Source organism: Amycolatopsis sp. NBC_00345 (assembly GCF_036116635.1).
In the GTDB taxonomy this organism is placed as follows: domain Bacteria; phylum Actinomycetota; class Actinomycetes; order Mycobacteriales; family Pseudonocardiaceae; genus Amycolatopsis.
Map to the genome: position 1 here is coordinate 2,452,042 of NZ_CP107995.1, position 26,241 is coordinate 2,478,282.

19 protein-coding genes and 1 tRNA gene are annotated in these 26,241 nt (G+C 70.5%); 12 read left to right on the forward strand and 8 right to left on the reverse strand.

The window, feature by feature from the left end; translation table 11 throughout:
- Positions 1 to 119 precede the first annotated feature (119 nt).
- The 4 genes from OG943_RS10855 (at position 120) to OG943_RS10875 (ending at position 8,261) form a co-directional block, all read left to right on the forward strand.
- Positions 120 to 2,144 (forward strand): tetratricopeptide repeat protein, encoded by a 2,025-nt coding sequence (locus tag OG943_RS10855; protein WP_328609595.1) that lies wholly within the window; start codon positions 120 to 122, stop codon positions 2,142 to 2,144.
- Positions 2,126 to 2,761, forward strand: a complete 636-nt coding sequence (locus tag OG943_RS10860; protein ID WP_328609596.1) for a hypothetical protein — start codon at positions 2,126 to 2,128, stop codon at positions 2,759 to 2,761. The genes OG943_RS10855 and OG943_RS10860 overlap by 19 nt, the downstream gene beginning before the upstream one ends.
- Positions 2,762 to 2,769: 8 nt before the next feature.
- Positions 2,770 to 5,949, forward strand: coding sequence for a helicase HerA domain-containing protein (locus OG943_RS10865; RefSeq protein ID WP_328609597.1), 3,180 nt, complete (start codon positions 2,770 to 2,772; stop codon positions 5,947 to 5,949).
- Positions 5,950 to 6,509: 560 nt separating this feature from the next.
- Positions 6,510 to 8,261: a recombinase family protein gene (locus tag OG943_RS10875; protein WP_328609598.1), complete on the forward strand. Its 1,752-nt coding sequence runs from the start codon at positions 6,510 to 6,512 to the stop codon at positions 8,259 to 8,261.
- On the opposite strand, the gene OG943_RS10880 is transcribed toward OG943_RS10875, so the two are convergent.
- The 4 genes from OG943_RS10880 to OG943_RS10895 form a co-directional block, all read right to left on the reverse strand.
- Positions 8,243 to 8,326, reverse strand: a tRNA-Leu gene (locus tag OG943_RS10880). The two genes, OG943_RS10875 and OG943_RS10880, sit on opposite strands and share 19 nt — an antisense overlap.
- Before the next feature lie 167 nt (positions 8,327 to 8,493).
- Positions 8,494 to 9,831 (reverse strand): NtaA/DmoA family FMN-dependent monooxygenase, encoded by a 1,338-nt coding sequence (locus OG943_RS10885; RefSeq protein WP_328609599.1) that lies wholly within the window; start codon positions 9,829 to 9,831, stop codon positions 8,494 to 8,496.
- An 11-nt stretch (positions 9,832 to 9,842) separates the two neighbouring features.
- Entirely contained in the window at positions 9,843 to 11,045 is a 1,203-nt protein-coding gene (locus OG943_RS10890) for an LLM class flavin-dependent oxidoreductase (RefSeq protein ID WP_328609600.1), read from the reverse strand.
- A gap of 148 nt (positions 11,046 to 11,193) precedes the next feature.
- Positions 11,194 to 11,979, reverse strand: coding sequence for a nitroreductase/quinone reductase family protein (locus OG943_RS10895; RefSeq protein ID WP_328609601.1), 786 nt, complete (start codon positions 11,977 to 11,979; stop codon positions 11,194 to 11,196).
- 332 nt (positions 11,980 to 12,311) lie between these two features.
- Here OG943_RS10895 and bla point away from each other — a divergent pair, with 332 nt between their 5' ends.
- Positions 12,312 to 13,214, forward strand: coding sequence for a class A beta-lactamase (gene bla / locus OG943_RS10900; protein WP_328612044.1), 903 nt, complete (start codon positions 12,312 to 12,314; stop codon positions 13,212 to 13,214).
- On the opposite strand, the gene OG943_RS10905 is transcribed toward bla, so the two are convergent.
- On the reverse strand, positions 13,207 to 14,265 hold the full coding sequence (locus OG943_RS10905) for a LacI family DNA-binding transcriptional regulator (RefSeq protein WP_328609602.1): 1,059 nt from the start codon (positions 14,263 to 14,265) through the stop codon (positions 13,207 to 13,209). The two genes, bla and OG943_RS10905, sit on opposite strands and share 8 nt — an antisense overlap.
- Positions 14,266 to 14,477: 212 nt before the next feature.
- Here OG943_RS10905 and OG943_RS10910 point away from each other — a divergent pair, with 212 nt between their 5' ends.
- The 3 genes from OG943_RS10910 to OG943_RS10920 are packed head-to-tail and all read left to right on the forward strand — an operon-like array spanning position 14,478 to position 18,666.
- On the forward strand, positions 14,478 to 15,791 hold the full coding sequence (locus OG943_RS10910; RefSeq protein ID WP_328609603.1) for an MFS transporter: 1,314 nt from the start codon (positions 14,478 to 14,480) through the stop codon (positions 15,789 to 15,791).
- Positions 15,792 to 16,982, forward strand: a complete 1,191-nt coding sequence (locus OG943_RS10915; RefSeq protein WP_328609604.1) for an enolase C-terminal domain-like protein — start codon at positions 15,792 to 15,794, stop codon at positions 16,980 to 16,982.
- A 16-nt stretch (positions 16,983 to 16,998) separates the two neighbouring features.
- A complete protein-coding gene (locus OG943_RS10920; RefSeq protein WP_328609605.1) occupies positions 16,999 to 18,666 on the forward strand; it encodes a glycoside hydrolase family 13 protein in 1,668 nt (555 codons plus the stop codon).
- Positions 18,667 to 18,993: 327 nt separating this feature from the next.
- Here OG943_RS10920 and OG943_RS10925 read toward each other — a convergent pair whose 3' ends face one another.
- A complete protein-coding gene (locus OG943_RS10925) occupies positions 18,994 to 20,517 on the reverse strand; it encodes a catalase (RefSeq protein WP_328609606.1) in 1,524 nt (507 codons plus the stop codon).
- Positions 20,514 to 20,984: a Fur family transcriptional regulator gene (locus OG943_RS10930; RefSeq protein WP_328609607.1), complete on the reverse strand. Its 471-nt coding sequence runs from the start codon at positions 20,982 to 20,984 to the stop codon at positions 20,514 to 20,516. Before OG943_RS10930 ends, OG943_RS10925 begins: the two co-directional genes overlap by 4 nt.
- A gap of 206 nt (positions 20,985 to 21,190) precedes the next feature.
- On the opposite strand from OG943_RS10930, the gene OG943_RS10935 reads away from it, so the two are divergent.
- Entirely contained in the window at positions 21,191 to 22,024 is an 834-nt protein-coding gene (locus OG943_RS10935) for an SAM-dependent methyltransferase (RefSeq protein WP_328609608.1), read from the forward strand.
- A gap of 161 nt (positions 22,025 to 22,185) precedes the next feature.
- The gene (locus OG943_RS10940) at positions 22,186 to 23,214 is read left to right on the forward strand and encodes an LLM class flavin-dependent oxidoreductase (protein WP_328609609.1); all 1,029 of its coding nucleotides are present in this window, start codon (positions 22,186 to 22,188) and stop codon (positions 23,212 to 23,214) included.
- A 54-nt stretch (positions 23,215 to 23,268) separates the two neighbouring features.
- Here OG943_RS10940 and OG943_RS10945 read toward each other — a convergent pair whose 3' ends face one another.
- On the reverse strand, positions 23,269 to 23,490 hold the full coding sequence (locus tag OG943_RS10945) for a hypothetical protein (protein WP_328609610.1): 222 nt from the start codon (positions 23,488 to 23,490) through the stop codon (positions 23,269 to 23,271).
- A gap of 22 nt (positions 23,491 to 23,512) precedes the next feature.
- Between OG943_RS10945 and OG943_RS10950 the strand changes: the two genes are divergently transcribed.
- Together OG943_RS10950 and OG943_RS10955 are read left to right on the forward strand one after the other, a co-directional pair.
- Positions 23,513 to 25,141: an APC family permease gene (locus OG943_RS10950; protein ID WP_328609611.1), complete on the forward strand. Its 1,629-nt coding sequence runs from the start codon at positions 23,513 to 23,515 to the stop codon at positions 25,139 to 25,141.
- A 114-nt stretch (positions 25,142 to 25,255) separates the two neighbouring features.
- A complete protein-coding gene (locus tag OG943_RS10955; RefSeq protein ID WP_328609612.1) occupies positions 25,256 to 26,236 on the forward strand; it encodes a quinone oxidoreductase family protein in 981 nt (326 codons plus the stop codon).
- Positions 26,237 to 26,241 lie beyond the last annotated feature (5 nt).

The following is a 26,241-nucleotide window of genomic DNA, read 5'->3' on the forward strand; positions in this document are numbered from 1 at the left end:
GGAGCGGAAAAACCCTCGGCGACCTCGAGAAGATCGGCAAGAGGCTGCCGGAGACCGGCGAGAGACTGCGAGACCTGCCGAGGAGCACCGTCAGTGACGCGCTGCGTGGCAGGCGTCCGGTGAAGAAGGACCTGCTGGAAAGCCTGCTCAAGGCGTGGCAGGTATCGGCAGCGGAACACGCGCAGGTGGTCGGTGCGTGGCAGCGGCTCAACGCGTCGATGGGCCAGGGGCCAGCCAACGCACGCCGCGTCGATGAAGCGTCCCTGCGCGAACTGGGCGTTCACCCGGCGATTTCGAGCGACGGTGACCACGACGATCTGCCTTCGTACGTCCCGCGCGACTTCGACGACGAGCTCCGCAACCGGATCGCACACGGTGTCGATCGCGGCTGCTTCGTCCTCCTGGTCGGCGGGTCGTCTTGGGGCAAGACCCGCTCACTCGGCGAGGCGGTCCGGGTGGTCGTCCCCGACTGGTGGCTGGTGCAGCCGGCGAAAACCCAGGAGATCCACGACCTGCTCGCGGCGCCGACCGAGCGGACGGTGCTTTGGCTGGACGAAATCCAGCGCTATTTCGGCGCCGATCCGCCACTGCTGCGGGAACACCTGGTGACCTTGGTCCGGACAACCGGGATGATCGTGGTCGGCACACTCTGGCCCGACTCCTACCTCAGGTTCAAACGTCTCCCGGCCGAGGGCGACGACGTACGCGCGGAGGCACGCCTGATCGATTTCGCCACGGTGATCAGCGTTCCGAAAGCTTTCAGCGACATCGAACGGAGCCGTGCCACCGAAATCGCCGCGGTCGACAGCCGAATCAAGAACGCACTGGCGGTGTTCGACGCCGGGCTGACTCAGGTCTTGGCCGCCGCGCCCGACCTCGTTACCTCATGGGAACAGGCCCCCGACCCGTACAGCAAAGCCGCCATCTCGGCCACGGCAGAGGCCCGTCGGCTCGGCGTTCAGAGCCCGCTTCCGGCCATCGCGCTGGCCGCCGCGATGGTGGACTACCTCACGCCCGCCGAGCGGGTAGTGCCGGTCGACGTGTGGCTGGACCGTGCGTTGACGCACGCCACCGGCCGCCTGCACGGCGCGGTGTCGGCACTCAGCTCGGTCGCCGGCGAGGCAGCCGGGAGTGTGGCGGGGTACGTGGTCGCCGACTACCTCGCCCAGCACATCGGCAAGGTTCGCCGCACCGAATGCCCGCCGGACAGCTTGTGGACAGCACTGGTCACCCACGTGAGAGACGTGGACGACCTGCGACGGCTGGCCGGCGCGGCCCTCGCCCGGATGCGTTACGGCTACGCCGAGCAGGCACTTCGCCGGCTCCACCAGACCGGTGACCGGACCGCGTTGGCGCACTTGATCGCGTTGCTGCGCCGGCAGGACCGGCTCGGCGAAGCGATCGCCACGGTGGAGGCCTGGCTGGCGGCTGAGCCCGCCGACAAGCAGCGCTGGATCCTGCGTGCGGAGCTGGTCGAGATCCAGTCACGAGCCGAGCAGCTCCGGCATCAGGCCGTAGACGATGCCCGCGCGGAAGACCTGCTGGTGGAACTGCTCACGGATGGCGGGCGAGCGGACGCACTGCGAGCGCACGCAGCAAAAGGCGACGTTGTCGCGCTCGAGGATCTGGCGGAGCTACTGGCCTATCGGGGCTGTCTGGACGAGCTGCGCGTACTGGCGGACGGGGGACACCCGGTTGTCCTCGAGCGGCTCGCCGACCTGTTGCGGAGTCTCGGCCGCGAAGCAGAACTGCGACAGCTGGCCGAGACCGGCGATCCGGTGGCCGAACGTCACCTCGGCTTGCTCTGCGCGCAGGACCTGGACCGGAAGCCGGACGATGCGGAACTTCGGCGGCTGCGGGCCTCGGCGGCCGACCCAGACGTCTCGGCCGAGCTGCTCGCGACGTTGTTCGACGCTGGCGATCGGCACGCGCTGCTGGCCGAGGTCAATGCGGGTACTCCCGAGGCAGCCGAGCGGTACCTCGCGCTGCTTACTGCCGATTCGACCGCTGATCGCGGCACCGTCCGCCGGATCCGGCAGTTCGGTCTCCGCGCGGACGGCTCGCCCGGAGCGGCCGGGCTGCAGTTCACCGACGCCCGACGAAGCGAATCCGGGAAAGGCACCACATGGCCAACGACACCCTGACCCCGTCCGACGGCGCGATCCTCGTCGTGCTGATGGCCGAGGCACGGCCGATGCTCAACACCGAGCTCATCGCCCGGTACGGAATCAACGTCGAAAAGCAGCGCCGGGAACGGCTCAACCGGCTGCAGCTCGTCCACAGTGAACGGTCGCACCCGACCTACTCCCACGTGCTGGACGACAAGGGTTGGACGCGCGTGCACGAGGAGCTGGACGTCAGCAGCCCGAAAGCCCGCGCGATCGGTGGGGCGCTGGCCGCGCTGCACGCCAACCTCAGGGATCGCGTGCTGCCGCGCACCGGGTACCACAACCTCACCGAACTGTTCTCCCGCACGGACATCGCTCCGCGAGAGCTGGCTACCAACCTGGAAACGCGTCTCCGCGCCACCTACGCCGCCCTCGCCGCCGAACCACGGGCTGGGGTGGCACTGGCACGGTTGCGGCCGTTCTTCGCGGACCTGCCGAAGTCCGATGTGGACGAGGCGCTGCGTCGACTGAACCGGGCGCCGGACGTCAATCTGTTCCCGGAGGAAAACCAGAAGTCACTGACCGACGCCGACCGCACCGCGGCGGTCCACCTGGGCGGCCAGGACAAGCACCTGCTGGCGATCGGGGTGTGATGGACGACATGGAGCGTGCCGCCCTCGCCGCCCTCAGGTTCAACTGGGCGGCGGTTCCCGACGACGTGTGGCGGCCTCCCTCGTTCCACGTGGACGGGCTGCACCCGGCTGTCGTCCAGGTGGTGCGCGACGGGCTCGCCGACGCGGTCGCCAGCGACGGTGCCAGCCCGATCGGCCTGGTGCTCGAAGGACAGCGCGGCTCGGGCAAGACCCACTTGCTCGGGTGGCTGCGACAGCAGGTACAGACCCGGGGCGGCTACTTCTTCCTGGTGAGCCTGCTCAGCGCGCGGCAGTTCTGGGTCAGCGTGCTGGCGTCGATGCTGGACGGGCTGGTCCGGCCGGTTCCCGGCAGCGAATCCCAGTCACACCTGTTGCTGCGGCGGTTGTCGGCGCGGGTGGGGGCTCCCCGCGCCGTCCGCCGGGCGTTCACGGGCGAGAGTGCGTTGACCAAGGACGCGCTGGACGATTTCCTGACCGGCCTGGAGGCCGTCGACGAATACGTCGTCCGCACCAGTCAGGAGACCGTGCGTGCCCTGGCGCTGAGCGCTTCGGCCGAGGTAGCCCATCGGGAAGTCGCCGACAACTACTTCGCCTGCGACGAGGAGGCGGTTCCTGGTGAACGCTCGGCCTGGGGAATGCGCCGGGCGGCGCGTACCGCGGAGGAGATCGTCCACGAGCTGTCCCTGATCCTGGCGCTGACCGGCCCGACGGTGATGGCCGTCGACCAGATCGACACGCTGCTTGCCCAGTCGGCGCTGGGCGCCGACCCGGCGCACCAGGGCGAGGTCGAAGCGGCGGCCTGGCACGATGCGATGGTCATCGAGGGAGTCGCCGGCGGCCTTATGTCGCTACGCGAACGCACCCGCCGAACGTTGACCGTCGTGGCTTGCCTGCCCGCCACCTGGGCGCTGGTCAAGACAAGGGCCACCGCCACTGTTCTCGACCGCTTCCGGGAGGCTCCGCAGCTCGGCACGATCAAGAGCGCGGACCTCGCCCGCGAGCTCATTGCCCGGCGCTTCGGGACGTACTTCGGCCGGCTCGGGATCGAGCCACCGTACCCCACGTGGCCGGTCCGGCCCGAGGCATTCGATTCCGGCGGTGACTTCACGCCCCGGCAGTTGCTCATCACCATCGACAGGCACGTCCGCGGCTGCCTGCTCGCCGATACCGCCGCGGAACTGACGCAGCTGGGTGAGCCCGCGACCGGCCCGCCGACGTCGACCACTGCGATGCCCGAGTCCCCTGCGGACCCGCAGGCGCTGGCCGGGTACGACGCCCGGTTCGAAGCGTTGAAGGACACGGCCGACGTCGCAAGTCCGCTGGAGGCCGAAACCGAGGACACGGTGGTACCGAGCCTGCTCAGCGCCGGCCTGACCGCCTGGAAGCTGGAGCAGGGCGAGCAGGGCTCGGCGTTCGAGGTGGACCCGCTGCCCAGCGCGAAACCCCGCCTGCACGCCCGGCTGCGCCTGGTCCTCGACGAAAGCACGGGAGACCAGGTGCACTGGTGCTTCCGCGCCGTCAGCGACAAGCACCACGGCAATGCGGCGCTCAACCGCCTGCGCAACGCCGACGAAGCCGCCGCGCTGGACAGCACGGTGGCGAAGCGGAAGCTCTTCCTGCTCCGGAACGAGCCCTGGTCGGGTGCAAAGACGCAAGAGGAACTGCGCGCCATCGCGGAGCGGGGCGGGCAAACGCTGCCACTGGATCACGAGGACTTGCGGGTGCTCACAGCACTCCGCACGCTGCTCGACGACGACCCCACCGGGATCCAGCCGTGGCTAGTCTCACGCCGCCCAGCCCAGCACCTCTCGGTGTTGCGAACGGCACTGACGGACGTCGGCTCATGGCTTCCGGCCGGCCCGCAACCGACGGCAGCCCCGTCGGTGACGTCTCGGGACGAGGTCGTGGTGGCGCCGGAGAATCCCCGGCACGGGGATGCCCCCGCCGACGTACCGACCCTGATCGTCGGGCGCGATCACACAACGGAACGACCTGCCCGGCTCGACCTCGAAGCTCTGCGCAAGCACATGACGATCTTCGCTGGGTCCGGTTCGGGCAAGACGGTGCTGATCCGCAGGCTCGTCGAGGAGTGCGCGCTGCAAGGCGTCTCCGCCATCGTACTGGATCCCAACAACGACCTGGCCCGGCTCGGCGACGCTTGGCCGGAACCGCCGGCGCAATGGGACGAGGGCGATGCGGCGAAAGCAGCCGACTACCTGGACCACACCGACGTCGTGGTGTGGACACCGCGCAGGGAAGCCGGCCGCCCGCTGAGTTTCCAACCGCTGCCCGACTTTGGCGCCACGCTCGACGACCCCGACGAGTTCGCCGAAGCCGTGGAGGCGGCCGTCGCGTCGCTCGCACCTAGAGCGATGCTGCACGGGCGGGCGGCGAAGGCGCACTTGGGGCAGGCGGTCCTGCGCCGCGCGGTCGAGCACTACGGCCGGCGGGGTGGTACCCGGTTGCCAGGGCTCATCGACACCCTCGCCGACCTGCCCGACGGGATCATCGACCTGGCCGACGCCGGCAAGATCGGTGCGGGATTGGCGCAGGCGCTGACGGCCACGATGGTCAACGACCCGTTGTTCGGCGGTACCGGCACTCCGGTCGACCCTGGCCTGCTGCTCACCCCGAAGGCGGGCAAGCGTGCCCGGGTTTCCGTCATCAGCATGGTCGGGCTGCCGTCCGACGAGGCACGCCAGAGCTTCGTGAACCAGTTGCAGATGGCGCTGTTCGCGTGGATCAAGAGACACCCGGCCAGCGAGCGGCCGCTGCTCGGCCTGCTGGTCATGGACGAAGCGCAGACGTTCGCCCCGTCCGGCGCGATCACCGCGTGCACGCGGAGCACCTTGGCCCTGGCCTCGCAAGCTCGGAAGTACGGTCTGGGACTGGTCTTCGCCACCCAGGCACCCAAAGGCCTGCACAACCGCATCCCGGGCAACGCCGCCACGCAGTTCTACGGCCGGCTCAACAGCCCGATCCAGGTCGAGGCGGCGCGAGAAATGGCCAAAGGCAAGGGCGGCGACGTACCGGATGTCTCACGCCTGAGCAGCGGCGAGTTCTACCTGGCCGCGGAGGGCGCGAAGCCACGCAAGCTGCACGTGCCCCTCTGCCTCAGCTACCACCCCCGCAGTCCGCTCACCAGTGAAGAGGTCGTTTCCCGGGCCGCGGCGGAGCTGGCGAGGTAACTGTGCCCGGGGACGCGGATTTCGCCGACGTTGGTGACCATGGTGTGGAACTTGAGCTTGGTGAACGTCGCGCCTTCGCGGCCGACGCGGCGCTGGGGCGGTAGATGACCGGGCCGCGGTCGTTGTGCTCGATCGCGACGGCGATCGCCAGCAGCAGCGGAGACAGCAGGGTAAATAGCAGCTCCCAGCCGAAGCCGCCCAGGATCTCTTTGGCCACGTGGAAGCAGCCGGTGAACACCGGTTCGGTGCCCAACAGCTGCCTGATTCTAGCGGGTTGGTGTCCGCGAGACTTCTACACCTACAAATCCGAGGACGATCTTGCACGCTAACCACAACGCTCTTACTTGGTTGACCGGGCAAGGTTCGAGGTGGTCAGGACCGTAGCCGCCGCCTGGGGGTCGTGCTTTGGCTGATGCCCTCGGGTGGAAGGTCCTATCGACGTTCCGGCGCAAAGCTCGACTTCACCGCTCGCCGGTGATCGATCAGCAGGTCGACGAGGTTGATCCTGATCGAGCTTACCGAAGTGCCGGTGCTGGACGGACCGGCGGAGGAGGTGGACCGTGACGGCTGAAATCAGCACTGACCCGTGGTCGACGCTGGACGACATCCTGGGCCTGGAGGTCGCTGTTCCGGTGGACGACGGGATCGGCGAGTTGGCGGTCTACGGACGGTGCTCGACCGAGGACAACCAGGACCCGGAGACCTCCCGCGGCTGGCAGGTCGGGAACGCGAGCAAGTTCGTCGAGCCGCTGGGTGGCCGGATCGTGGCGGAGTACTTCGATATCGGGCAGTCGCGTTCAGTGCCGTGGGAGCGGCGCACTGAGGCCGCGCGGTTGATGGCGGAGCTGAAGAACCCGCGGCGCAAATGGAACGCCGTGGTGGTCGGCGAGGGTACGCGGTGTTGGTTCGGTAACCAGTTCTCGCTTATCGCGCCGAAGTTCGCGGCGTACGGGGTGGATCTGTGGGTGCCGGAGCTGGGTGGGAAGTTCGACGCGCGGAACCCGTCGCACAAGATGCTCATGAGCGTGTTGGGCGGGATGAGCGAGTCGGAGCGCCAGCACGTCCAGGCCCGCGTCCGCGCGGCGATGGACGCGCAGGTGATCAACGAAGGTCGGCACCAGGGTGGCCGGGCGCCGTATGGATACGTCGTCGTTGACAGTGGGCCGCACCCGAATCCGCGGAAGGCGGCTGAGGGATTCCGGCTGCGGGTACTCGTTATCGAGGACGGGACGGCCGACGTCGTGCAGCGGATCTTCGCTGAGTATCTGGAGGGTGTGGGCGACCGCGCGATCGCGAAGGGACTGAATCAGGATGGGGTGCCGTGCCCCTCGGAGCGGCGGCCGGAGCAGAACCGGCATCGACTGGCCGATGGCTGGCAGGGCAGCACGGTCCGGTCGATTCTGGAGAATCCGCGGTACACCGGGTATGCGATCTTCGGTCGCTGGACCAAGCAAGAGACGCTGTTGAACCCGGATGACGTCGGGGCAGGGAACATCGTGCGGTTCCGGCGGGCGGAGCCGGGACGTGTCGTTCGTTCAAGGCAGCCCGCACACCCGGAGATTGTCTCCGTCGAGACGTTCACGCAGGCGCAGCTGGTGCGCCGGTCGCGTGCTGCCGGCGGCATGCGCGGCATCGCGAAGCTTGACCGGGACCGGAGCGCTACGAAGCACACGTATCTGTTGAAAGGTTTGGTGCGTTGCGAGATCTGCACCCGGAAGATGCAGGGCGCAGCGATTCGGAAGGGCGTCTACTACCGATGCATCGCACGGACAATGGCGCCGGGCTCGGCGGCCCTCGCTGGCCATCCCAAGACGGTGAACCTTCGCGAGGACGTGGTGACTCCGCCGATCAATGCATGGCTGTGTCAGGTCTTCGATCCGGCCAACCGCGACGAGACCGTGGCCGCCATGGTCGGGGCGCAGCAGGTCAAGCCGGGGACGGGTCGGGATGCGGTTGAGAAGCGGCTGAAGAACGCGGAGGGGCGGCTGCGGCGCCACCAGGCGGCGATCGAGGCCGGGGTGGATCCCGCGGCGCTGGTCGACGCGATGAACCTTGCTCAGGCGGAGCGGCAGGCCGCGCGGGCGGAGTTGGACCACCTGCCCGAGGTGGCCACGGTCGACGCGGCGGAGGTCTACGCGATGCTGGACTCGCTCGGCGACGTCTCGCGGCACCTGAACTCACGGAAACCCGAGCGGATCACGCAGGTCTACCGGGACCTGGACCTTCAAGTGGTCTACGACAACGAAAAAGAGACCGCCTTCGTGACGGTCTCTCCACGTGTGGTTAACGTGTGTGTCCGAGGGGGGACTTGAACCCCCACGCCCATTAAGGGCACTAGCACCTCAAGCTAGCGCGTCTGCCATTCCGCCACTCGGACCTGCTGATGAAGAGACTATACGACGCTCCGGGCTCCGTTTTCAGGGGGGTCCGACATCCGGGGCCGGGCTGGGTGGCTATTTTGCTCGGTTGATCATCGGCCGGAGGGGTTGGTGGGGCGGGAGTGCGGGCGGCCCCGGCCAAGAGGGGGCGGCCCGCACTCCGGGGTCAGGTCAGGCCCAGGTGGTCGCGGAGGGTGGGGCCTGAGTATTCGGTGCGGAAGACGCCCCGGTCCTGCAGGAGGGGGACCACCGTGTCGGCGAATTCGTCCAGGCCGCCGGGGGTTACGTGGGGGACCAGGATGAAACCGTCGCTCGCGTCGGACTGGACCAGGTCGTTGATCGTGGTGGCTACGGTGGTGGGGGAGCCGATGAAGTTCTGGCGGCCCGTGACCTCGATGATGACTTCGCGGGTGGACAGGTTCTTCGCCTCCGCGAGCTGGCGCCACTCGTGCGCGGTGGCGACCGGGTCGCGGTACATGCGGACGCTCGCGCGGCCCTTGGCGATCTTGTTTTCGCCCACGACGGGGTCCGAAGACGGCAGCGGGCCGTTCGGGTCGTGGTCGCTGAGGTCGGTGTTCCACAGCTGCTCGAGGAACTTGATCGCCGTCGCCTCGCTGACCTGCTGCAGCCGCACCTCGTGGGCCTTTTCCTGGGCGTCCGCGTCCGTGTCGCCCAGGACGAACGTCGCCGCGGGCAGGATGACCAGCTGGTCGTGGGTGCGGCCGTACTTCGCCAGGCGGCCCTTGACGTCGGTGAAGAACGCCTGGCCCGCTTCGAGCGTGCCGTGGCGGGTGAAGATCGCGTCGGCCGTCGCGGCGGCGAACTCGCGGCCGTCGTCGGAGTCGCCGGCCTGGATGATCACCGGGCGGCCCTGCGGGCTGCGCGGCACCGGGAACCGGCCCTCGATGTCGAAGTGCTGGTCGTGGTGGGAGAACGCGCCGGCCCGCGGGTCGGCCAGGAAGCGGCCGCTCGCCTTGTCGGCCAGCACCTCGTCGCCGCGCCAGGAGTCGAACAGCTCCCACGCCGTGCGCATGAACGTCTCGGCCCGCGAGTAGCGCTGGTCCTGCGGCAGGAAGCCGCCGCGGCGGAAGTTTTCGCCGGTGAAGGCGTCCCACGACGTCACGACGTTCCAGGCCGCGCGCCCGGCCGAGAGGTGGTCCAGCGACGCGAACTGCCGCGCCACCTCGAACGGCTCGTTGAACGTCGAGTTGATCGTGCCCGCCAGCCCCAGCCGCTCGGTGACGGCCGCGAGCGCGCTGAGCACCGTGAACGTGTCCGGGCGGCCGACCACGTCCAGGTCGTAGATCTCGCCGTTCTGCTCCCGCAGCCGCAGGCCCTCGGCCAGGAAGAAGAAGTCGAACTTCGCGCGCTCGGCGGTCTGCGCGAGTTTGACGAACGAGCTGAACTCGATGTGGCTGCCGGCCGCGGGATCGCTCCACACGGTGGTGTTGTTGACCCCGGGGAAGTGCGCCGCGAGGTGGATCTGCTTCAGGGGCTTGGTCATCAGGGTCCTCCTCAGGCGGCGTAGCGGTTGGCGGGCCTCGACAGGCCGAGCAGCCCGCGGAGCGTGTCGGCCTCGTACTCACTGCGGAACGCGCCGCGCCCGCGCAGTTCGGGGACGAGGCCTCGGGTGATGGCCGTGAGGTCGTGCGGCAGCGTGCCCGGGCGCAGCCGGAAGCCGGACAGGCCGGCGGCGTGCCAGTCGAGCAGCAGGTCGGCCAGCTCGGCGGGGGTGCCGGTGAACACCGTCGCGTCGGAGGTGTACTCGGCGCCCGCCAGCTCGTCCAGGCGCGCCTTGCGGTCGGCGGCGGCCTGCGCGGTCTCGTCCAGGAACACCACGAGGTCGCCGAAAACGTGCAGTGTCTCGCCCGCTCGGCCCGCGCGCTCCTGCTCCGCTCGGACGTCGCCGACGATCGTGGCGGCTCCCGCGCGGTCGAACGGCGTCACGTAGACCAGGTCGGTCGACCGGCCCGCCAGCCGGTACGGCACCGCGGCGTGCGCCAGCGCGGTGACCAGCGGCTGGCCCTGCGGCGGCCGCGGCGTGATCGACGGGCCCTTCACGGAGAACCAGCGCCCGGTGAAGTCGATGTAGTGCAGCTTCTCGCGGTCCACGAAACGGCCGGTGGCGACGTCGCGGATCTCCGCGTCGTCCTCCCAGCTGTCCCACAGCCGGCGCAGCACCTCGACGTAGTCCGCGGCCTCGTCGAACAGGTCCGCGAGCGCGCTCGGCCGGTCCGGGTCGGCACTGTCGGGCAGGTGGAACTCGCCGGGCTCGCGGCGGCCGAAGTGCCGGTACTCGTCTTCGCGGCCGGAGACCTGCACGCGGACGCCGGCGCGGCCGCTGCTCACGTAGTCGAGCGTGGCGATGGCCTTCGACAGGTGGAACGGCTCCGTGTGGGTGACGACGGCGGTCGGGACCAGGCCGATGCGCGAGGTCAGCGGCGCGACGCGCGACGCGATCAGCACCGCGTCGAGGCGGCCCTGCACGACGTCGTCGCGGTCTTCGACGGTCTCGGCGCGGGAGTCCGCCCGCAGCGAGAGGAAGTCCTCGAACGTGACGAAGTCCAGCTTGGCCGCTTCGGCCTCGCGGACCAGGTCCGTCCAGTACCCGGCGGTGAGCAGTTCGGCCGGCCGGGCGTCCGGCTCGCGCCACGCCGCCGGATGCCAGCCTGCCCCCTCCAGGGCCACGGCGATTCGTGGTCCGCTAACCCCTGCCATGCGTGGTGTCCTTTCCCCTGGGCCTGTTCACGCAGTCTGCGCCGGTTCCCGGGGCGCGGACAGCGGTTACCACCCGGTGGGAAAGCGGCGGGTTTCTCGCGGAAGCGGGAATAACGGCGCGGGTCCAACCGGGCCAGGGGAGCGGGCCTCAGCCGAGGTCGACGCGGATGGTGAGCAGGTCCGTGCCGAAGGCCTGGACGGCGGTGCTGTTCAGGCGGGGCAAGGCCTTCAGCCGGGCGCGGGCGTCGTCGTCGGGGAGGAGGCGGGCGGTGCCCGTGTACCAGACGCCGTGCAGGCGGACGCGGACGCGCGGGTCCGCCTGGATGTTGCGGACGTAGTGCGAGCGCTCGCCGAACTCCGAGACCAGCCAGAACTGCCGGCCGGTGCGGCGGCCGCCGATCGGGGTGCGGCGGGGGAGCCCGGAGCTGCGGCCGGTGGTCTCCAGCAACGTCTGCGTCGGCAGGCGGCGCAGCAGCGGGTTGCCGATCCGGCGCTGGAACGCGGTGACGGCGCGGTGCTTGCGGTCGTCACGGCTGGCGGGCGCGGCGACGTGGCGCAGCCGCGACGGGATGAGCCGCTCATGGAACGGCGTGGCGACGGCCCACAGCAGCCGCGCCACGGGCCGGCGGTAGCTCACGGTGGTGGTCCAGCGGACGCGCGCGCCGTCGACGTGGACGACGTTCCGCGCCGCCATCAGGCTGGACGGCGCTTCGAGGACCACCGTCTCCGGCGTCGACTCGACGACGGTCCAGCCGAACACCCGGCCGGGGGCGCGGCGCACCCGGAGGCCGAGGTACGCCCAGCCCGCGCGCAGGAAGGCACGGACCGGGGCGGGCGCGTCCTCCCAGACGGCGCGGGCCCACTGCTCGGCCGTACGCTCGTCGCCGTCCGGGCGGGCGATGTCCACTGTGGACGTGAAATCGGGTTCCGGCATCGCGTTCCCCTCTGTCTGCCTGCGGAGACTAACAGAGGAACGCCGGGTCAACGCGGGAAAACGGTGCCGTCGAACAGCTTCCGCTGGACGGGCCGGACGACCGCGCACTGTGGGGCACCGACTGGCCGCACCCGAACCTGAAGAGCCACATGCCTGACGACGGTGCGCTGGTCGACTTCGTCCCGCGCGTCGCGCCTGCACCCGAGGCACAGCAACGGCTGCCGTGGCCAATCCCACACGGCTGTACTGGGGCGACTGAGCCGGGCAACCCCTTCGCGGCCCGGACGTCGTTGTCGGTGAGAGCAAGATCGAAAACGCGAAGAGGTGTGATGGTGAGCAGGGGAATGCTGTCCCGGCGAGGCGCGCTGGTGGCCGGCCTGGGCCTGGTGGCCGCGGGATGCGCGGGGAAGACGGCGGTCTCCTCGCCGCCGTCCTCGTCGGCGGCACCGGCACGGCCGTCGGTGCAGCCGGAGCTGGCCGCGCTCGAGAAGAAGTTCGGCGGCCGGATCGGCGTGTCCGCAGTGGACACCGGCACCGGCGCCACGGCCGGATACCGCGCGGACGAGCGGTTCCTGCTGTGCTCGACGCACAAGGTGCTGGCCGTTTCGGCGCTGCTGCACGGGCACCCGGAAGCCATGGACAAGGTGATCCATTACGAGAAGTCGCAGCTGGTGACGTACTCGCCGGTGACGTCCCTGCACGTGGCGGACGGGATGACGGGCGCGGCCATCTGCGAGGCGGCGATCACCGTCAGCGACAACACGGCGGCCAACCTGATCGTCGGGCAGGTCGGCGGCCCGGCCGCGGTGACCGCGTTCGTCCGCACCCTGGGCGATCCCGACACCCGGCTGGACCGGGTGGAGCCGGAGCTCAACGTCGGCGCCCCCGGCGACGAACGCGACACCACCACCCCCGCCCGGATGGCCGCCGACCTGCGCGCGCTGGTGCTGGGCAACGGCCTCGACCCGGCGGGCCGCGACCGGCTCACCGGCTGGATGGTCGCCAACACGACCGGCGGCAAGCAGGTGCGCGCGGGCGTGCCGGCGGGCTGGCGGGTCGCCGACAAGACCGGCTCCGGCTCGCACGGGGAGAGCAACGACGTCGCCGTGGTCTGGCCTCCGGGCCGCGCGCCGTGGGTGATCGCGGTCTACACCGCGCCGACGGACCCGAAGTCCACGGCGGGCGCGGCGACCATCGCCGAGGCGACGCGGATCGTCGCGAAAGCCTTCAGCTGAGCCGTTCCGAAACACGTGGCGGAGCGGTGTCGCTCTCGCCTGGGGCCAGCGTCATCGGCCAGACCTCCTGGACCGGCGCGTCGGCGTCGGCGACGCGGTCGAGCACGATCTCGCCGAGACGCCGGCCGTACGCGTCGAGCGACACCGCGAAGCTGGTCAGCGACGGGACCAGGTAGTCGCACACCGGGTTCTTCCGGAAGCCCACCACGGCGAGGTCCGCGCCCGGCCGCACGCCCACCTCGCCGAGCCGCCGGTACAGGCCGAGGGCGAGCGTCTCCTGCGCCAGCACCACGGCGGTGGGCGCGGGGGACATCGCGAGCAGCCGGTCGGCCAGCACCTCGCCGCTGCCGGGCGCGTCGGGCAGCCGGATCTCGGCCGCGGGCGTCAGGCCGTGCTCGGCGAGCGCGCGCCGGTAGCCGCGGGCGTACTCCCAGGTGCTGTTGACGTCGCCGTCGTCGCAGGCGAGCGCGATGCGGGTGTGGCCGGCCGCGGCCAGCCGCGCGACGGACCCGGCCGCCACGCCCTCGAAGTCCAGGTCGAGCCACGCGTGCCCGGCCGGCCCGCCGCGCCCGAGCGCGACGAACGGGACGCCGCGCTCGGTCAGCAGCGCCACCCGGGCGTCCTCGCGGTGGGTGTTGGAGATGACGTACGCGTCGGCGATGTGCCGGTCGACGGCGTTGACCAGGTAGCGGTACGGGTCCTTCGCGGGGCCGACGGGCAGCAGCACCAGGTCCATCGAGCGGGTCGCCAGCACCTGCTGGAGCCCGTCGCAGACGGCGAAGTAGAACGTCTCGCCCATCTCGGTGCGCGCGGTGTTGGTCTGCATCACCAGCGCGACGGTCCCGGTCGCGCCCCGGCGCAGCGTGCGCCCGGACTGGTTGGGCTGGTACCCGAGCCGCTCCGCGGCCGACCGGACGCGCTCCCGGGTGGCCGCGCTGACCTCGCCCCGCGAGTTCATCGCCCGTGACACGGTGCTGATCGACATCCCCAGCTCCGCCGCCAGCTCCCGGATCCCGACCCGGCTCATGCCGTCCCCCGTTCCTTCGCGCACTGGTGTGCACCCTGTCCGCCGGCTGCTTGCCGGGACCATCTTTCCCCTGCGCCGCCCGCGCTTGCCGGCCACCCGGTGAGCGCCCGGCTACGGACCGGCCACGGCTCACACTAGCGCGTTCCGGCCACCCCACTGGCGTTCCGGAAACGTTCCCGGTAACGTTTCCGGCGAAGGCGCACCGACGCGACGCGCGTCCCCTCGGCGGAGGATCCATGCTCGAGTCCCGTGTACTGCGGAAGCTGACGGTCCGGTTGCTTCCGGTGCTGATCATCGGCTATTTCCTGGCGGTGATCGACCGGGCGAACCTGGGCGTCGCCGCGTTGACGATGAACGCCGACCTCGGGATCGGGGCCGCCGCGTTCGGCTTCGCGGCGAGTGTGTTCTTCGTGCCGTACGTGGTGCTGGAGGTGCCGTCGAACCTCGCGCTGGCGAAGTTCGGCGCCCGCTGGTGGATCGCGCGCATCCTGGTCACCTGGGGGATCATCTCGGCGGCGCACGCGCTGGTGTGGAACATCCCGAGCCTCTACGTCGCCCGCGCACTGCTCGGCGCGGCCGAGGCCGGCTTCTTCCCGGGCGTGATCTTCTACCTGACGCTGTGGTTCCCGGCCGCCTACCGCGGGCGGATCATGGCCACGTTCACCGCGGCCATCCCGGTGGCGCTGGTCATCGGCACCCCGCTGTCCGGCCTGATGCTCAACCTGGAGGGCTGGCTCGGGCTGCACGGCTGGCAGTGGGTGTTCCTGATCGAGGGCCTGCCGGCGGTGCTGCTGGGTGTGCTGATCCCGTTCCTGCTGCCGACCAGCCCGGAGAAGGCGAAGTTCCTCGACGCCGAGGAACGCGAGTGGCTCACCGGCACCTTGGCCCGGGAGAAGGCGGAACGCGAGGCGCTGGACGGGCACACCGGCCGTCGTAAGGTGCTGAAGACCTTGCTCAGCCCCAAAGTGCTGATGTTCGCCGTCGCGTACTACGGGCTGACGAACCTCAACGGCGCGGTCAGCACGTTCCTGCCGCAGATCCTCAAGCCGTTCGGGCTGGGCAACACTGCGACGACGTTCGTCGCCGCGATCCCGTACCTGTTCGGGCTGGCCGGGATGCTGGTGCTCGGCCGGTTCGCCGACCGGCCCGGGCGGCGCGCGGTCAGCCTGTACGTCGCGCTGGGCGTGTCGCTCGTGGGGCTCGTCGCGTCGGCTTCGATCGACACGCCGGTCGTGAAGCTGGTCGCGCTGTGCGTGGCGGCGTTCGGGGTTTTCGGGGTCCTGCCGACGTTCTGGGGCCTGCCCACCGCGATCCTCACCGGTGCCGCGGCCGCGGGTGGCATCGCCCTGATCAACGCGCTGGGCAACCTCTCCAGCGTCGTCAACCCCGCGGTGATCGGCGCGATCGACGCGAAGACCGGCAGCTTCGACGGCGGCCTGCTCTGGCTCGCCGCGATGGCCGTGGTCGCGATCATCGCGCTCACCGTGATCCTGCTCGTCTGGCGGCCCGCCCGCCAGGCGCTGCGGCCCGCACCGAAACAGGAGGTCTGAGTGCGTATCGGCCAGGTCCGGCTGCGTCGCCTGAAGGGCACACTGCCGACGGACGGCGACCTGTGGGAGGACCGGCTCGTCCGGCCGCTCGACGTCTACCCCGAGTACCGCGAGCGTGACGACCACGAGGGCGGGGTGCAGACCCCGGACGGGTTCGCCGTCACCACGTACTTCGTCGAAATCGAAACGGAGGACGGGCTGGTCGGCCGCGCCGGGCCGGTGCCGGAGACGGTCGCGTGGCTGGTCGCCCGCGAGCTGCGCCCGCTGCTGCTCGGCCGCGACCCGATCGCCGGCGAGAAGCTGTGGGACCAGTTGCACCGCGCGCAGGTGCACGGCCGCGGCGGGTTGCCGATGCTCGCGATCAGCGCCGTGGACAACGCGTTGTGGGACCTGCGCGGCAAGTGGCTCGGGCAGCCGGTGCACCGCGTGCTGGGCGGGCCGACCCGCGACGAAGTGCCCGCGTACGCGTCGATGCTCGGCTTCTCCGTGCAGGATCTCGACCGGGTGCGTGAGCGCGCGATCGAGTACCGCGACCGTGGCTACGTGGCGCAGAAGTGGTTCTTCCGGCACGGCCCGGCCAGCGGCCACGCGGGGCTGCACGCGAACGTCGCGCTGGTGCGGACGCTGCGCGAGGCCGTCGGCGAGGACTACGACCTGATGTTCGACTGCTGGCAGGCCATGGACGTCACCTACGTGACCGAGCTGGCCGCGCGCATCGCGCCGTACCGGCCCCGCTGGCTCGAAGAGGTCGTGATGCCCGACCGCGTCGACGGCTACCGGCTGTTGCGGCAACGGCTGTCCATCCCGCTGGCCGGGGCGGAGCACGAGTACACGCGCTGGGGTTTCCGGCGCTTCGTCGACGCCGGCGCGCTCGACGTCGTCCAGCCCGATCTGTATTGGTGCGGCGGGTTTTCCGAGGCGCTGAAGATCGCCGCGTATGCGACCGCGCACGATCTGATGGTCATCCCGCACGGCCATTCGGCGGCGGCGACGCTGCACTTTTCGCTGACGCAGTCGCCGGCGCACACGCCGTACCAGGAGGATCTGGTGAAGTGGAACCAGGTGCACCAGCTGTTCCTCGCCGACCCGGTGAACCCGGTCGACGGGGTGTTCCGGCCGAACGGCAAGCCGGGGCTCGGCATGGAGCTGGACCTGTCGCGGGCCGAGGCCGACGAACTCGTGTTCGCCTGACTGGAAAGGGGCTGGAATGACCGGGACGACAAGCGGCTGGTGGCGGACCGCCACCGTGTACCAGGTCTACCCTCGCAGCTTCGCCGACTCCGACGGCGACGGCGTCGGGGACCTGCGCGGACTGATCGGCCGGCTGGACCATCTCGCCGCGCTCGGCATCGACGTCGTGTGGCTCTCGCCGGTGTACCCGTCGCCGCAGGACGACAACGGTTACGACATCAGCGACTACTACGACATCGACCCGCTCTTCGGCACGCTCGCCGACTTCGACGAGCTGCTCGCCGAGGCGCACGCGCGCGGCCTGCGCGTGGTGATGGACCTCGTCGTCAACCACACCTCCGACGAGCACCCGTGGTTCGTCGAGTCGCGGGACCCGGCGAGCCCGAAGCACGACTGGTACTGGTGGCGGCCCGAGCCGAACAACTGGGGCTCGCGGTTCTCCGGGCCGGCCTGGGAGCGCGACGAGGACTCGGGCGAGTACTACCTGCACCTGTTCTCCCGCAAGCAGCCCGACCTCAACTGGGAGAACCCGGAGCTGCGGCGGGAGGTCCACCGGATGATGCGGTGGTGGCTCGACCGGGGCGTCGACGGCTTCCGGATGGACGTCGTCAACTTCATCGCCAAGCCGGTGGCGCTGCCGGACGCGCCGATGGCGCCGGGCGACCTGTACGGCGACGCGGAGTCCTTGTACGCCAACGGTCCCCGGCTGCACGAGTTCCTGCAGGAGATGCACCGCGAGGTGTTCGCGGGGCGCGAGGACCGGCTGCTGACCGTCGGCGAGACGCCCGGCACCTCGGTGGCGCAGGCGCGGCTGCTGACCGACCCGGCGCGGCGCGAGCTGGACATGGTGTTCCAGTTCGACCACGTGGAGCTGGACCAGGGCCGCGACAAGTGGGACGAGCTGCCGTTCGACCTGGTCGCGCTGAAGCGGACCTTGGCCCGCTGGCAGACCGGGCTGGCCGAGGCGGGCTGGAACAGCCTGTACTGGAACAACCACGACCAGCCGCGGATCGTCTCGCGCTGGGGCGACGACGGCGCGTACCGCGAGCTGTCGGCAAAGCTGCTGGCCACCGTGCTGCACCTGCACCGCGGCACGCCGTACGTCTACCAGGGCGAGGAACTCGGCATGACCAACGTGCCGTTCGCCTCGATCGACGACTTCGCCGACATCCAGTCGCGTAACCACTACTTCGAGGCGACTGAACGGCGCGGGCAGCCGGCGTCCGACGTGCTGGCGGCTCTACGCAGCCGGTCGCGGGACAACGCCCGTACGCCGATGCAGTGGGACGCTTCGCCGAACGCGGGGTTCACCACCGGCACGCCGTGGCTGCGCGTGAACCCGAACTTCACCTCGGTCAACGCCGCCGCTCAGGTGGGCGACCCGGCGTCGGTGTTCGCGCACTACCGGCGGCTGATTTCCTTGCGCCACAACGAACCGCTGATCACCGACGGGCGGTACGAGCTGTTGCTGCCGGAGCACCCGCGGCTGTTCGCGTTCACCCGCACCGAGGGTGAGCGTGGGCTGCTGGTGCTGGCGAACTTCTCCGGCTCGCCGCTGGACGTGCCCGCTGTCGACGGCTGGGTCGGGGCCGGACTGGTGCTCGGGAATTACCCGGACAGTGCCGAGGTGCTGGGGGAGCAGGTCCGGTTGCGCCCGTGGGAGGCGCTGGTCCTGCGGCGGTGACACACCCTGCCCGCCCGCCGTCCACAGCGGACGACGGGCGGGCGGCGTGGTCAGGCCTTGCGCTGCATGGTGGAGCGGGCCGGGTTTCCCTGTCCGTCGGCCTTCGGATCCTTGTCGCGGACATCGGACTTGATGTGGTCGCCCAGTTTCTTACGTACCCGCTGTCGACGGCTGGGTCGGGGCCGGGCTGGTGCTCGGGAACTACCCGGACAGTGCTGAGGTGCTGGGGGAGCAGGCCCGGTTGCGGCCGTGGGAGGCGCTGGTCCTGCGGCGGTGACGCACCCTGCCCGCCCGCCGTCCACAGCGGACGACGGGCGGGCGGATCGGTCAGGCCTTGCGCTGCATGGACGAACGGGCCGGGTTGCCCTGCTCACCCGCCTTCGGATCCTTCTCGTCCGCCTTGGCACGGACGCCGGACTCGATGTGGTCGCCCAGTTCCTTGTCCACGTGGTGCCAGTACTCGAAGGCGCGCTGGAGCACCGGCTCGGACACGCCGTTGAGCAGGTGGCCGACGATGTTGTCGGCCAGCCGTGCCCGGGCGGCGTCGTCGAGGACGTCGCGGACCAGCGTGCCCGCCTGGCCCCAGTCGTCGTCCTCGGCGTGGTCGGCGTAGGCGGTGCGGACGATGTCGCCGTCGGCGTGCCAGCTCGCGGGTGCGCCGTAGCGTTCGGTGTCGGCCCGCGGGCCGCCCTTGGAGTTCGGCGCGTACACCGGGTCGGAGACCTTGGCGAAGCGCATCGCGCCGTCCTTGCTGTAGCTGTGCACCGGCGAGGTGGACGCGTTGACCGGCAGTTGCTTGTAGTTCGCGCCGATGCGATGGCGGTGCGCGTCGGCGTAGGCGAAGAGGCGGCCCAGCAGCATGCGGTCCGGGCTCGGGCCGATCCCGGGCACCAGGTTGTTCGGCTCGAACGCGGCCTGCTCGATCTCCGCGTGGTGGTCGGTCGGGTTGCGGTCCAGCGTCATCCGGCCGACCTCGATCAGCGGGTAGTCGTGGTGCGGCCACACCTTCGTCAGGTCGAACGGGTTGAACCGGTAGGTCTTGGCGTCGTCGAAGGGCATCACCTGGACGTGCAGCGTCCAGCTCGGGTGGTCGCCGCGTTCGATCGCCTCGAACAGGTCGCGGGTGTGGTAGTCGGTGTCGGCGGCGGCCATCTGGTCGCCCTCGTGCTGGGTGAAGAACTCCAGGCCCTGGTCGGTCTTGAAGTGGTACTTGACCCAGTGCCGCTCGCCGGCGGCGTTGACCCACAGGTAGGTGTGCGAGCTGTAGCCGTTCATGTGACGCCAGGTGCGCGGGATGCCGCGGTCGCCCATCAGCCAGGTCACCTGGTGCGCCGACTCCGGCGACAGCGTCCAGAAGTCCCACTGCATGTCGTGGTCGCGCAGGTTGTTGTCGGCGCGGCGCTTCTGCGAGCGGATGAAGTGCTGGAACTTCATCGGGTCCTTCACGAAGAACACCGGGGTGTTGTTCCCGACCATGTCGTAGACGCCCTCGGTCGTGTAGAACTTCAGCGCGAATCCGCGCGGGTCGCGCCAGGTGTCGGGGCTGCCCCGCTCGCCGGCGACGGTGGAGAACCGCGCCACCAGGTCCGTCTCGGTGCCCGGCTGGAACACCGCCGCCTTCGTGAAGCCGCTGACGTCGCCGGTCACCTCGAACCGGCCGAACGCGCCGCTGCCCTTCGCGTGCGGCTGCCGCTCCGGCACGCGCTCGCGGTTGAACTGCGCCATCTGCTCGATCAGGTAATGGTCCTGCAGCAGGATGGGGCCGTCCGGGCCGACGGTGAGCGAGTGCTCGTCGCTCTCCACCGGGATGCCGGCGTCCGTCGTGGTCGGGTGGGGCTGGGTGTCCGTCACTTCGTCATCTCCTCGTGGTGGTGTGGTTCCGTGTCCGGCGCGGCGCGCGCTGGTCCGGCGCAGTCCGGGCAGACGCCCCAGAACACGACCTCCGCCTCGTCGACGGTGAAGCCGTGGCTGTCGGACGGGGTCAGGCAGGGCGCCGCGCCGCGCACGCAGTCGACGTCCTCGGCGCGGCCGCATCGGCGGCAGACCACGTGGTGGTGGTTGTCGCCGGCCCGCCGCTCGAAGCGGGCCGCCTGGCCGGGCAGCTCGATCCGCCGGACGAGCCCGGCCGTGGTGAAAGCCGCGAGGACGTCGTAGACCGCCTGCGTGGACACGGAGTCGAGGCGCCGCCGGGCGGCGCCCGCGATGGCGTCCACGGTCGAGTGCGGATGACCGTCGAGCCAGGTGAAGACCGCCTGACGCGGCTTGGTCACCCGCAGCCCGGCCTCGCGCAACGCGGCCGCCGCATCGCTGTCCTCCATGCGCCGCCACCCTTCTGGAACCGTTCAGGTTCTGGCCGGTTACCCGGCCGGGCGGCGCTCACACCTGGTTGCGTTCAGTCTTTGGGGCGGTCTTCGCCGCCGCCGTGGCGTCCGGATTGCCCCCTGCTGGTGGTGTCCGTCCGCGGGGGGACGACTACGCTGGGTGGTCCCGAACGTAACGACGCACTCCGAGGTGAGTTCCGAAGATGCCCGACGCCGAGCAGAAATCGCCGAGTACGACGCCGGTCGGGGTCGACACGACCAGGGCCAGCATCGCCCGGGTCTACGACGCGGCGCTGAACGGCACGAACAACTACGAGATCGACCGCGAGGTGCTGCGGCAGGTCGCCACCGTCGCGCCCGAGGTCAACGACCTGGCCTGGGCGAACCGGAACTTCCTCATCCGCGCCTGCCGGTTCCTCGCCACGCAGGGCAAGGTCACGCAGTACCTCGACTGCGGCTCGGGCCTCCCGACCGCGGAGAACACCCACCAGGTCGTGCAGCGGCTGCAGCCCGACGCCCGCGTGCTCTACGTCGACAACGACCCCGTGGTGCTCGCCCACGGCCGCGCGCTGCTCGAAGAGAACCCGCAGACCCGGTTCGTCGAGGCGGACATCTTCGACGCGAAGCAGGTCCTGGAAAACACCACCGTGCGGGAGTTCCTGGACTGGGACCAGCCGATCGCGCTGATCCAGAACGGCACGCTGCACCACTACCTCGGCGCCGACTACGCCGACTTGATGGCGGCCTACGCCGACGCGCTGCCGTCCGGCTCGTTCGTCGTGGTCGCGCACTTCCTCGACCCGCAGACCGCCGCGCACAGCGAGATCGCGCGGCGGATGGAGGAGAAGTTCACGCACAGCCCGATGGGCAGCGGCGTCTTCCGCACCTGGGACGAGATCGCGACGATGTTCGGCGGCACCGAGCTCGTCGTCCCGGGCCTGGTGCTGTGCGAGGACTGGTGGCCCGACGGCCCGCGCTACACCCCGCTGAACCAGGTCCAGGAGTGCATCGCGGGCGGGGTCGGCCGCAAAGCCTGACCCGTCCGAGTCCCGTCAGGTGGAACGGTGGCGGTTCCCCTTGCGCGCTGGCTAAATTCGGGCGGGAGCGGTCCGGATGACGCGCGCGCCCGCGGCCGGCACCGGTGTCCCGGCCCGCCCGGCGCCGGTGGCCGGACTGCCGCGGACGAGGAGGAACCACCGTGCCGTTGCGCTCGGAGCCGTTGCGGAAGCTGGGCTTCCTGACCATCGGGCTGTTCGACGAGGCCGACCCGCGGCGCGGGCACGAGTCGACGCTGGAGATCATCGAGCTGGGGGAGCGGCTCGGGTTCGACAGCGCCTGGCTGCGCCACCGGCACCTGCAGTTCGGCATCTCCTCGCCCGTCGCGGTGCTCGCGGCGGCCAGCCAGCGGACCCGCCGGATCGAGCTGGGCACCGCGGTGATCCCGCTGGGCTGGGAGAACCCGCTGCGGCTGGCCGAAGACCTCGCCACGGTCGACATCCTCTCCGGCGGACGGCTCAACCCGGGCCTGAGCGTCGGCCCGCCGCGGCACTACGAGCAGCTCAAGAACGCGCTGTACCCGGACACCGCGGACGCGGAGGACTTCGGGTACGGGCGGGTCCAGCGGCTGCTGGACCACGTGCGGGGCAAGCCCGCCACCGGCTTCAGCGGCGTCGAGGGGTTCGAGGTGTTCTCCGACCGCGTGCAGCCGCATTCGCCCGGCCTCGGCCGCCGGATGTGGTACGGCGGCGCGAGCCTCCGCTCGGCGCAGTGGGCCGGCGAGCAGGGGATGAACTTCCTGACCAGCAGTGTCGTGCGCGCGGAAGAGCCCGGGAACACCGTCGACTTCGCGGAAATCCAGCTTTCGCTCGTGCGCGCCTTCCGCGCCCATCATCCCGAAGGGGAGAAAGCGCGCGTTTCGCAGGGACTCGTGGTGATTCCGACCGACAGCGCGACTCCCGGGCAGCGCGCCAAGTACGAGGAATACGCGCGTAAGCGGACCCCGCGCACCCGCACGCCGCAGGGGCCGGCCCGGATGCTGTTCGCGCCCGACCTGGTGGGCACGTCGGCGGAGATCGCCGAACGGCTGTACGCGCACGTGGCGTTCCGGGAGATCCACGAGGTCGCTTTCGCGCTGCCGTTCACCTTCGAGCACGAGGACTACGTGCAGATCCTCACCGACATCGCGGTGAAGCTGGGCCCGGCGCTCGGCTGGAGCCCGGCCGGCTGAGCCCCGCCGGAGAGTCTGTCCACGCGTGGACGAAAAGCCGATTATGTCGGTTTGTCACCGGTATTCCGTTTTCGCTGAATGAAACTCACCTGTAACAGCGGGGCGGTTCCGATTCTCGGGCCGGTGGCCCATGATGACGCGTTGTGATTGCGCCAATAACTCGTTCAGGTACTTGCCCGGTGGCCGGGTGAACGGGTAGCTGCGCCAATCAATCGGACAAAATTCTCCGAGTTCGGGATCGAGGCGTTTAATGGTTAAACCGGTCCAGTCGGCCACTTCGGACGCGTCTTCGCCACGGATGCGCAGATCCGTGGGCTTCTACGGCCTGATGTTCGTTTCACTCGGCTCGATCATCGGCTCGGGCTGGCTGCTCGGCGCCTTGAAGGCCGCGAAGGTGGCCGGCCCGGCGTCGCTGGTTTCGTGGGTGCTGACGGCTCTGATCATGGCCACCCTCGCCCTGGTGCACGCCGAGCTCGGCGCCGCTTACCCGGTCGCGGGGGGCACGGCGCGCTACCCCGCGCTGGCCTACGGCGTGCTCGGCGGGTTCTTCGGCGGCTGGGTGGCCTGGCTGCAGGCGGTCGCGCTGGCGCCCGTCGAGGTCGAGGCCAGTCTGGAGTACCTGGACAACATCGCCTGGGTCAAGGACCACCTGAACCTGCTGAGCCCCGCCGGCACCCTCACCGGGAGCGGCTTCGGCTGGGCGACGTTGCTGATGGCGATCTTCACCATGATCAACCTGGTCGGCGTGAAGCTGCTGTCGGAGAGCAACGGCGCGACGGTGGTCTGGAAGGTCGCGGTGCCACTGCTGACCGTGGTGGTGCTGCTGTCGCTGCGGTTCCACCCGGGCAACTTCACCGCCGGCGGCGGCTTCGCCCCGTACGGCGCCCACGGCATTTTCGCCGCGCTACCCGTGGGGGTGGTGTTCGCGTTGCAGGGCTTCGAACAGGCGGTCCAAGTCGGTGGTGAGGCGAAGGACCCGCAGAAGGACCTGTCGCGCGCCATCATCGTCGCGATGGTCATCGGCACGATCGTCTACCTGCTGCTCGAAGTCGCGTTCATCGGCGCCCTCGACCCGGCGTCGCTGGTGAAGGGCTGGGCCGACCCGATCACGCAGGGTTCGTTCGGTCCTTACGCGACACTCGCGACGCTGGCCGGCGCGGGCTGGCTGTCCTACGTGCTCTACGCCGACGCGTTCGTCTCGCCGGCGGGCACCGGCATGCTGTACCTCGGCACGTCCGCCCGCATCTCCTACGCGATGGGCCGCGAGCGGGCACTGCCGAAGGGACTGGCCAAGCTGAACGTGCGCGGCGTGCCGGCGTGGTCGATCGTGCTGTCGTTCGTGGTCGGCGAGATCGCCTTCCTGCCGTTCCCGAGCTGGCAGTCGCTGGTCAGCGTGATCACCTCGGCCACGGCGCTGATGTACGCGTTCGCGCCGGTCTCCATGATCGCGCTGCGCAAGCGCGACCCGGACCGCGTGCGCCCGTACCGCGCGCCGATGCCGAACGTGCTGGCCCCGGCCGGGTTCTGCGCGGCGAACCTGATCGTCTACTGGAGCGGCTTCGACGTCACGTGGAAGATCATGATCGCCATCGTGATCGGTTTCGGGCTCTTCCTCATCGCCCGCGCCACCACGCCGAAGCTCGGCCGCGCGCCGGTGGACTGGAAGGCGGCCATGTGGGTGGCCCCGTGGCTGCTGGGCCTCACGGTGGTCGGCTGGCTCGGCCGCTACGGCGAGTCCGGCAACCTCAACGTGCTGCCGGAGTGGCTCGACCTGCTCGTGGTGGTCGCGTTCAGCCTGGGGATCTTCTACTGGGCCGTCAGCCTCGCCATGGACAGCGACAAGGTGAAGGCCGCCGTGGAGCGCGAGTCGCTCGAACTGGCGCTGGCGCAGGGGCCGGCCGAGGAGGGCGGCGTGACTTCTCGGTGACCGGAAATTCCCGGCCAGAGAGGGCCTGACGGGTCCCCTTTGGGTGTCGGAGGTGACCTTCCGGGTCGTTAACCTCGGTCGTGCAGCACCAAGACACACCAGGAGGAACGCACCATGAAGGCCATCTCCATCACCGCGTACGGCGAGCCCGGGGTCCTCGAGCAGCGTGAGCTGCCCGAGCCGGCCCCGGGCCCCGGCGAGGTGAGCATCACCGTGTCGCACTCGGCCGTCGGGCTGGTCGACGCGATCATCCGCCGTGGCGAACTGGCCGAGTACGACTACGCGCCGAAGCCGCCGCTGGTCCCCGGGCTCGAGGTGGCGGGCACAGTGCGCGCCGTCGGCCCCGGTGTGGACCGCTTCGCCGTCGGCGACGAGGTGGCGACGCTGACCCTGCCGGCCATGGGCGGCTACGCCGAGGTCACCGTCGCGCCGGCCGACCTGGTGGTGCCGCTGGCGGGCACCGGGGTGAGCCGCGAACAGGCCGTGGCCGGGTTCGCGAACACCGTGACGGCCTACCTTTCCCTCACCGAGGCGGTGCGGCCGCCGTCCGGGGGCAAGGTCCTGGTGCACGGCGCGCTCGGCGGGCTGTCGTCGGTGTACCCGGAGGTCGCGCGGCTGCTCGGCGCGACCGAGGTGGTCGGCACCGTGCGCCGGGCCGGGCAGGTCGACGCGGCGCTCGCGCTGGGCTTCGACCGGGTCGTACTCGCCGGTGACGTCGCCGGGGCGCTGGGCGACGAGCGGTTCGCGGTGATCGTCGACCCGGTGGGCGGCGACCTGCGGCTCGCCTCGCTCGGCCTGCTCGCCCCGATGGGCCGGCTGCTCGCGGTCGGCAACGCCGGGGGCGAGGCCGGCGCGGCAGTCGACTCGAACGCGGTGTGGGGCGGCAACATCGGCGTGGTCGGGTTCAACGTCGGTGGTTACCTGGCCGCCGGCACCGCGCCGGCCGTGCCCGCGGCGCAGGCGGTGCTGCCGCTGTACACCGAGGGGAAGATCAAGCTGCCGGTGACGACGCTGCCGTTCGCCGAGGCGCGGGAAGCCCACCGGCGGATGGACGCCCGGGAGGTCACCGGGCGGCTGGTGCTCACCGCGCTCTAGGGTCG

Excerpts from the sequence above, each read along its gene's own strand:
- OG943_RS10885 (WP_328609599.1), bottom strand. The coding sequence starts at position 9,831 with ATGACCAAGCCCCTGAAGCAGATCCACCTCGCGGCGCACTTCCCCGGG.
- OG943_RS10935 (WP_328609608.1), top strand. The coding sequence starts at position 21,191 with ATGCCCGACGCCGAGCAGAAATCGCCGAGTACGACGCCGGTCGGGGTC.
- OG943_RS10910 (WP_328609603.1), top strand. The coding sequence starts at position 14,478 with ATGCTCGAGTCCCGTGTACTGCGGAAGCTGACGGTCCGGTTGCTTCCG.
- OG943_RS10890 (WP_328609600.1), bottom strand. The coding sequence starts at position 11,045 with ATGGCAGGGGTTAGCGGACCACGAATCGCCGTGGCCCTGGAGGGGGCA.
- OG943_RS10920 (WP_328609605.1), top strand. The coding sequence starts at position 16,999 with ATGACCGGGACGACAAGCGGCTGGTGGCGGACCGCCACCGTGTACCAG.
- OG943_RS10860 (WP_328609596.1), top strand. The coding sequence starts at position 2,126 with ATGGCCAACGACACCCTGACCCCGTCCGACGGCGCGATCCTCGTCGTG.
- OG943_RS10865 (WP_328609597.1), top strand. The coding sequence starts at position 2,770 with ATGGAGCGTGCCGCCCTCGCCGCCCTCAGGTTCAACTGGGCGGCGGTT.
- OG943_RS10950 (WP_328609611.1), top strand. The coding sequence starts at position 23,513 with ATGCGCAGATCCGTGGGCTTCTACGGCCTGATGTTCGTTTCACTCGGC.
- OG943_RS10955 (WP_328609612.1), top strand. The coding sequence starts at position 25,256 with ATGAAGGCCATCTCCATCACCGCGTACGGCGAGCCCGGGGTCCTCGAG.
- OG943_RS10895 (WP_328609601.1), bottom strand. The coding sequence starts at position 11,979 with ATGCCGGAACCCGATTTCACGTCCACAGTGGACATCGCCCGCCCGGAC.
- OG943_RS10930 (WP_328609607.1), bottom strand. The coding sequence starts at position 20,984 with ATGGAGGACAGCGATGCGGCGGCCGCGTTGCGCGAGGCCGGGCTGCGG.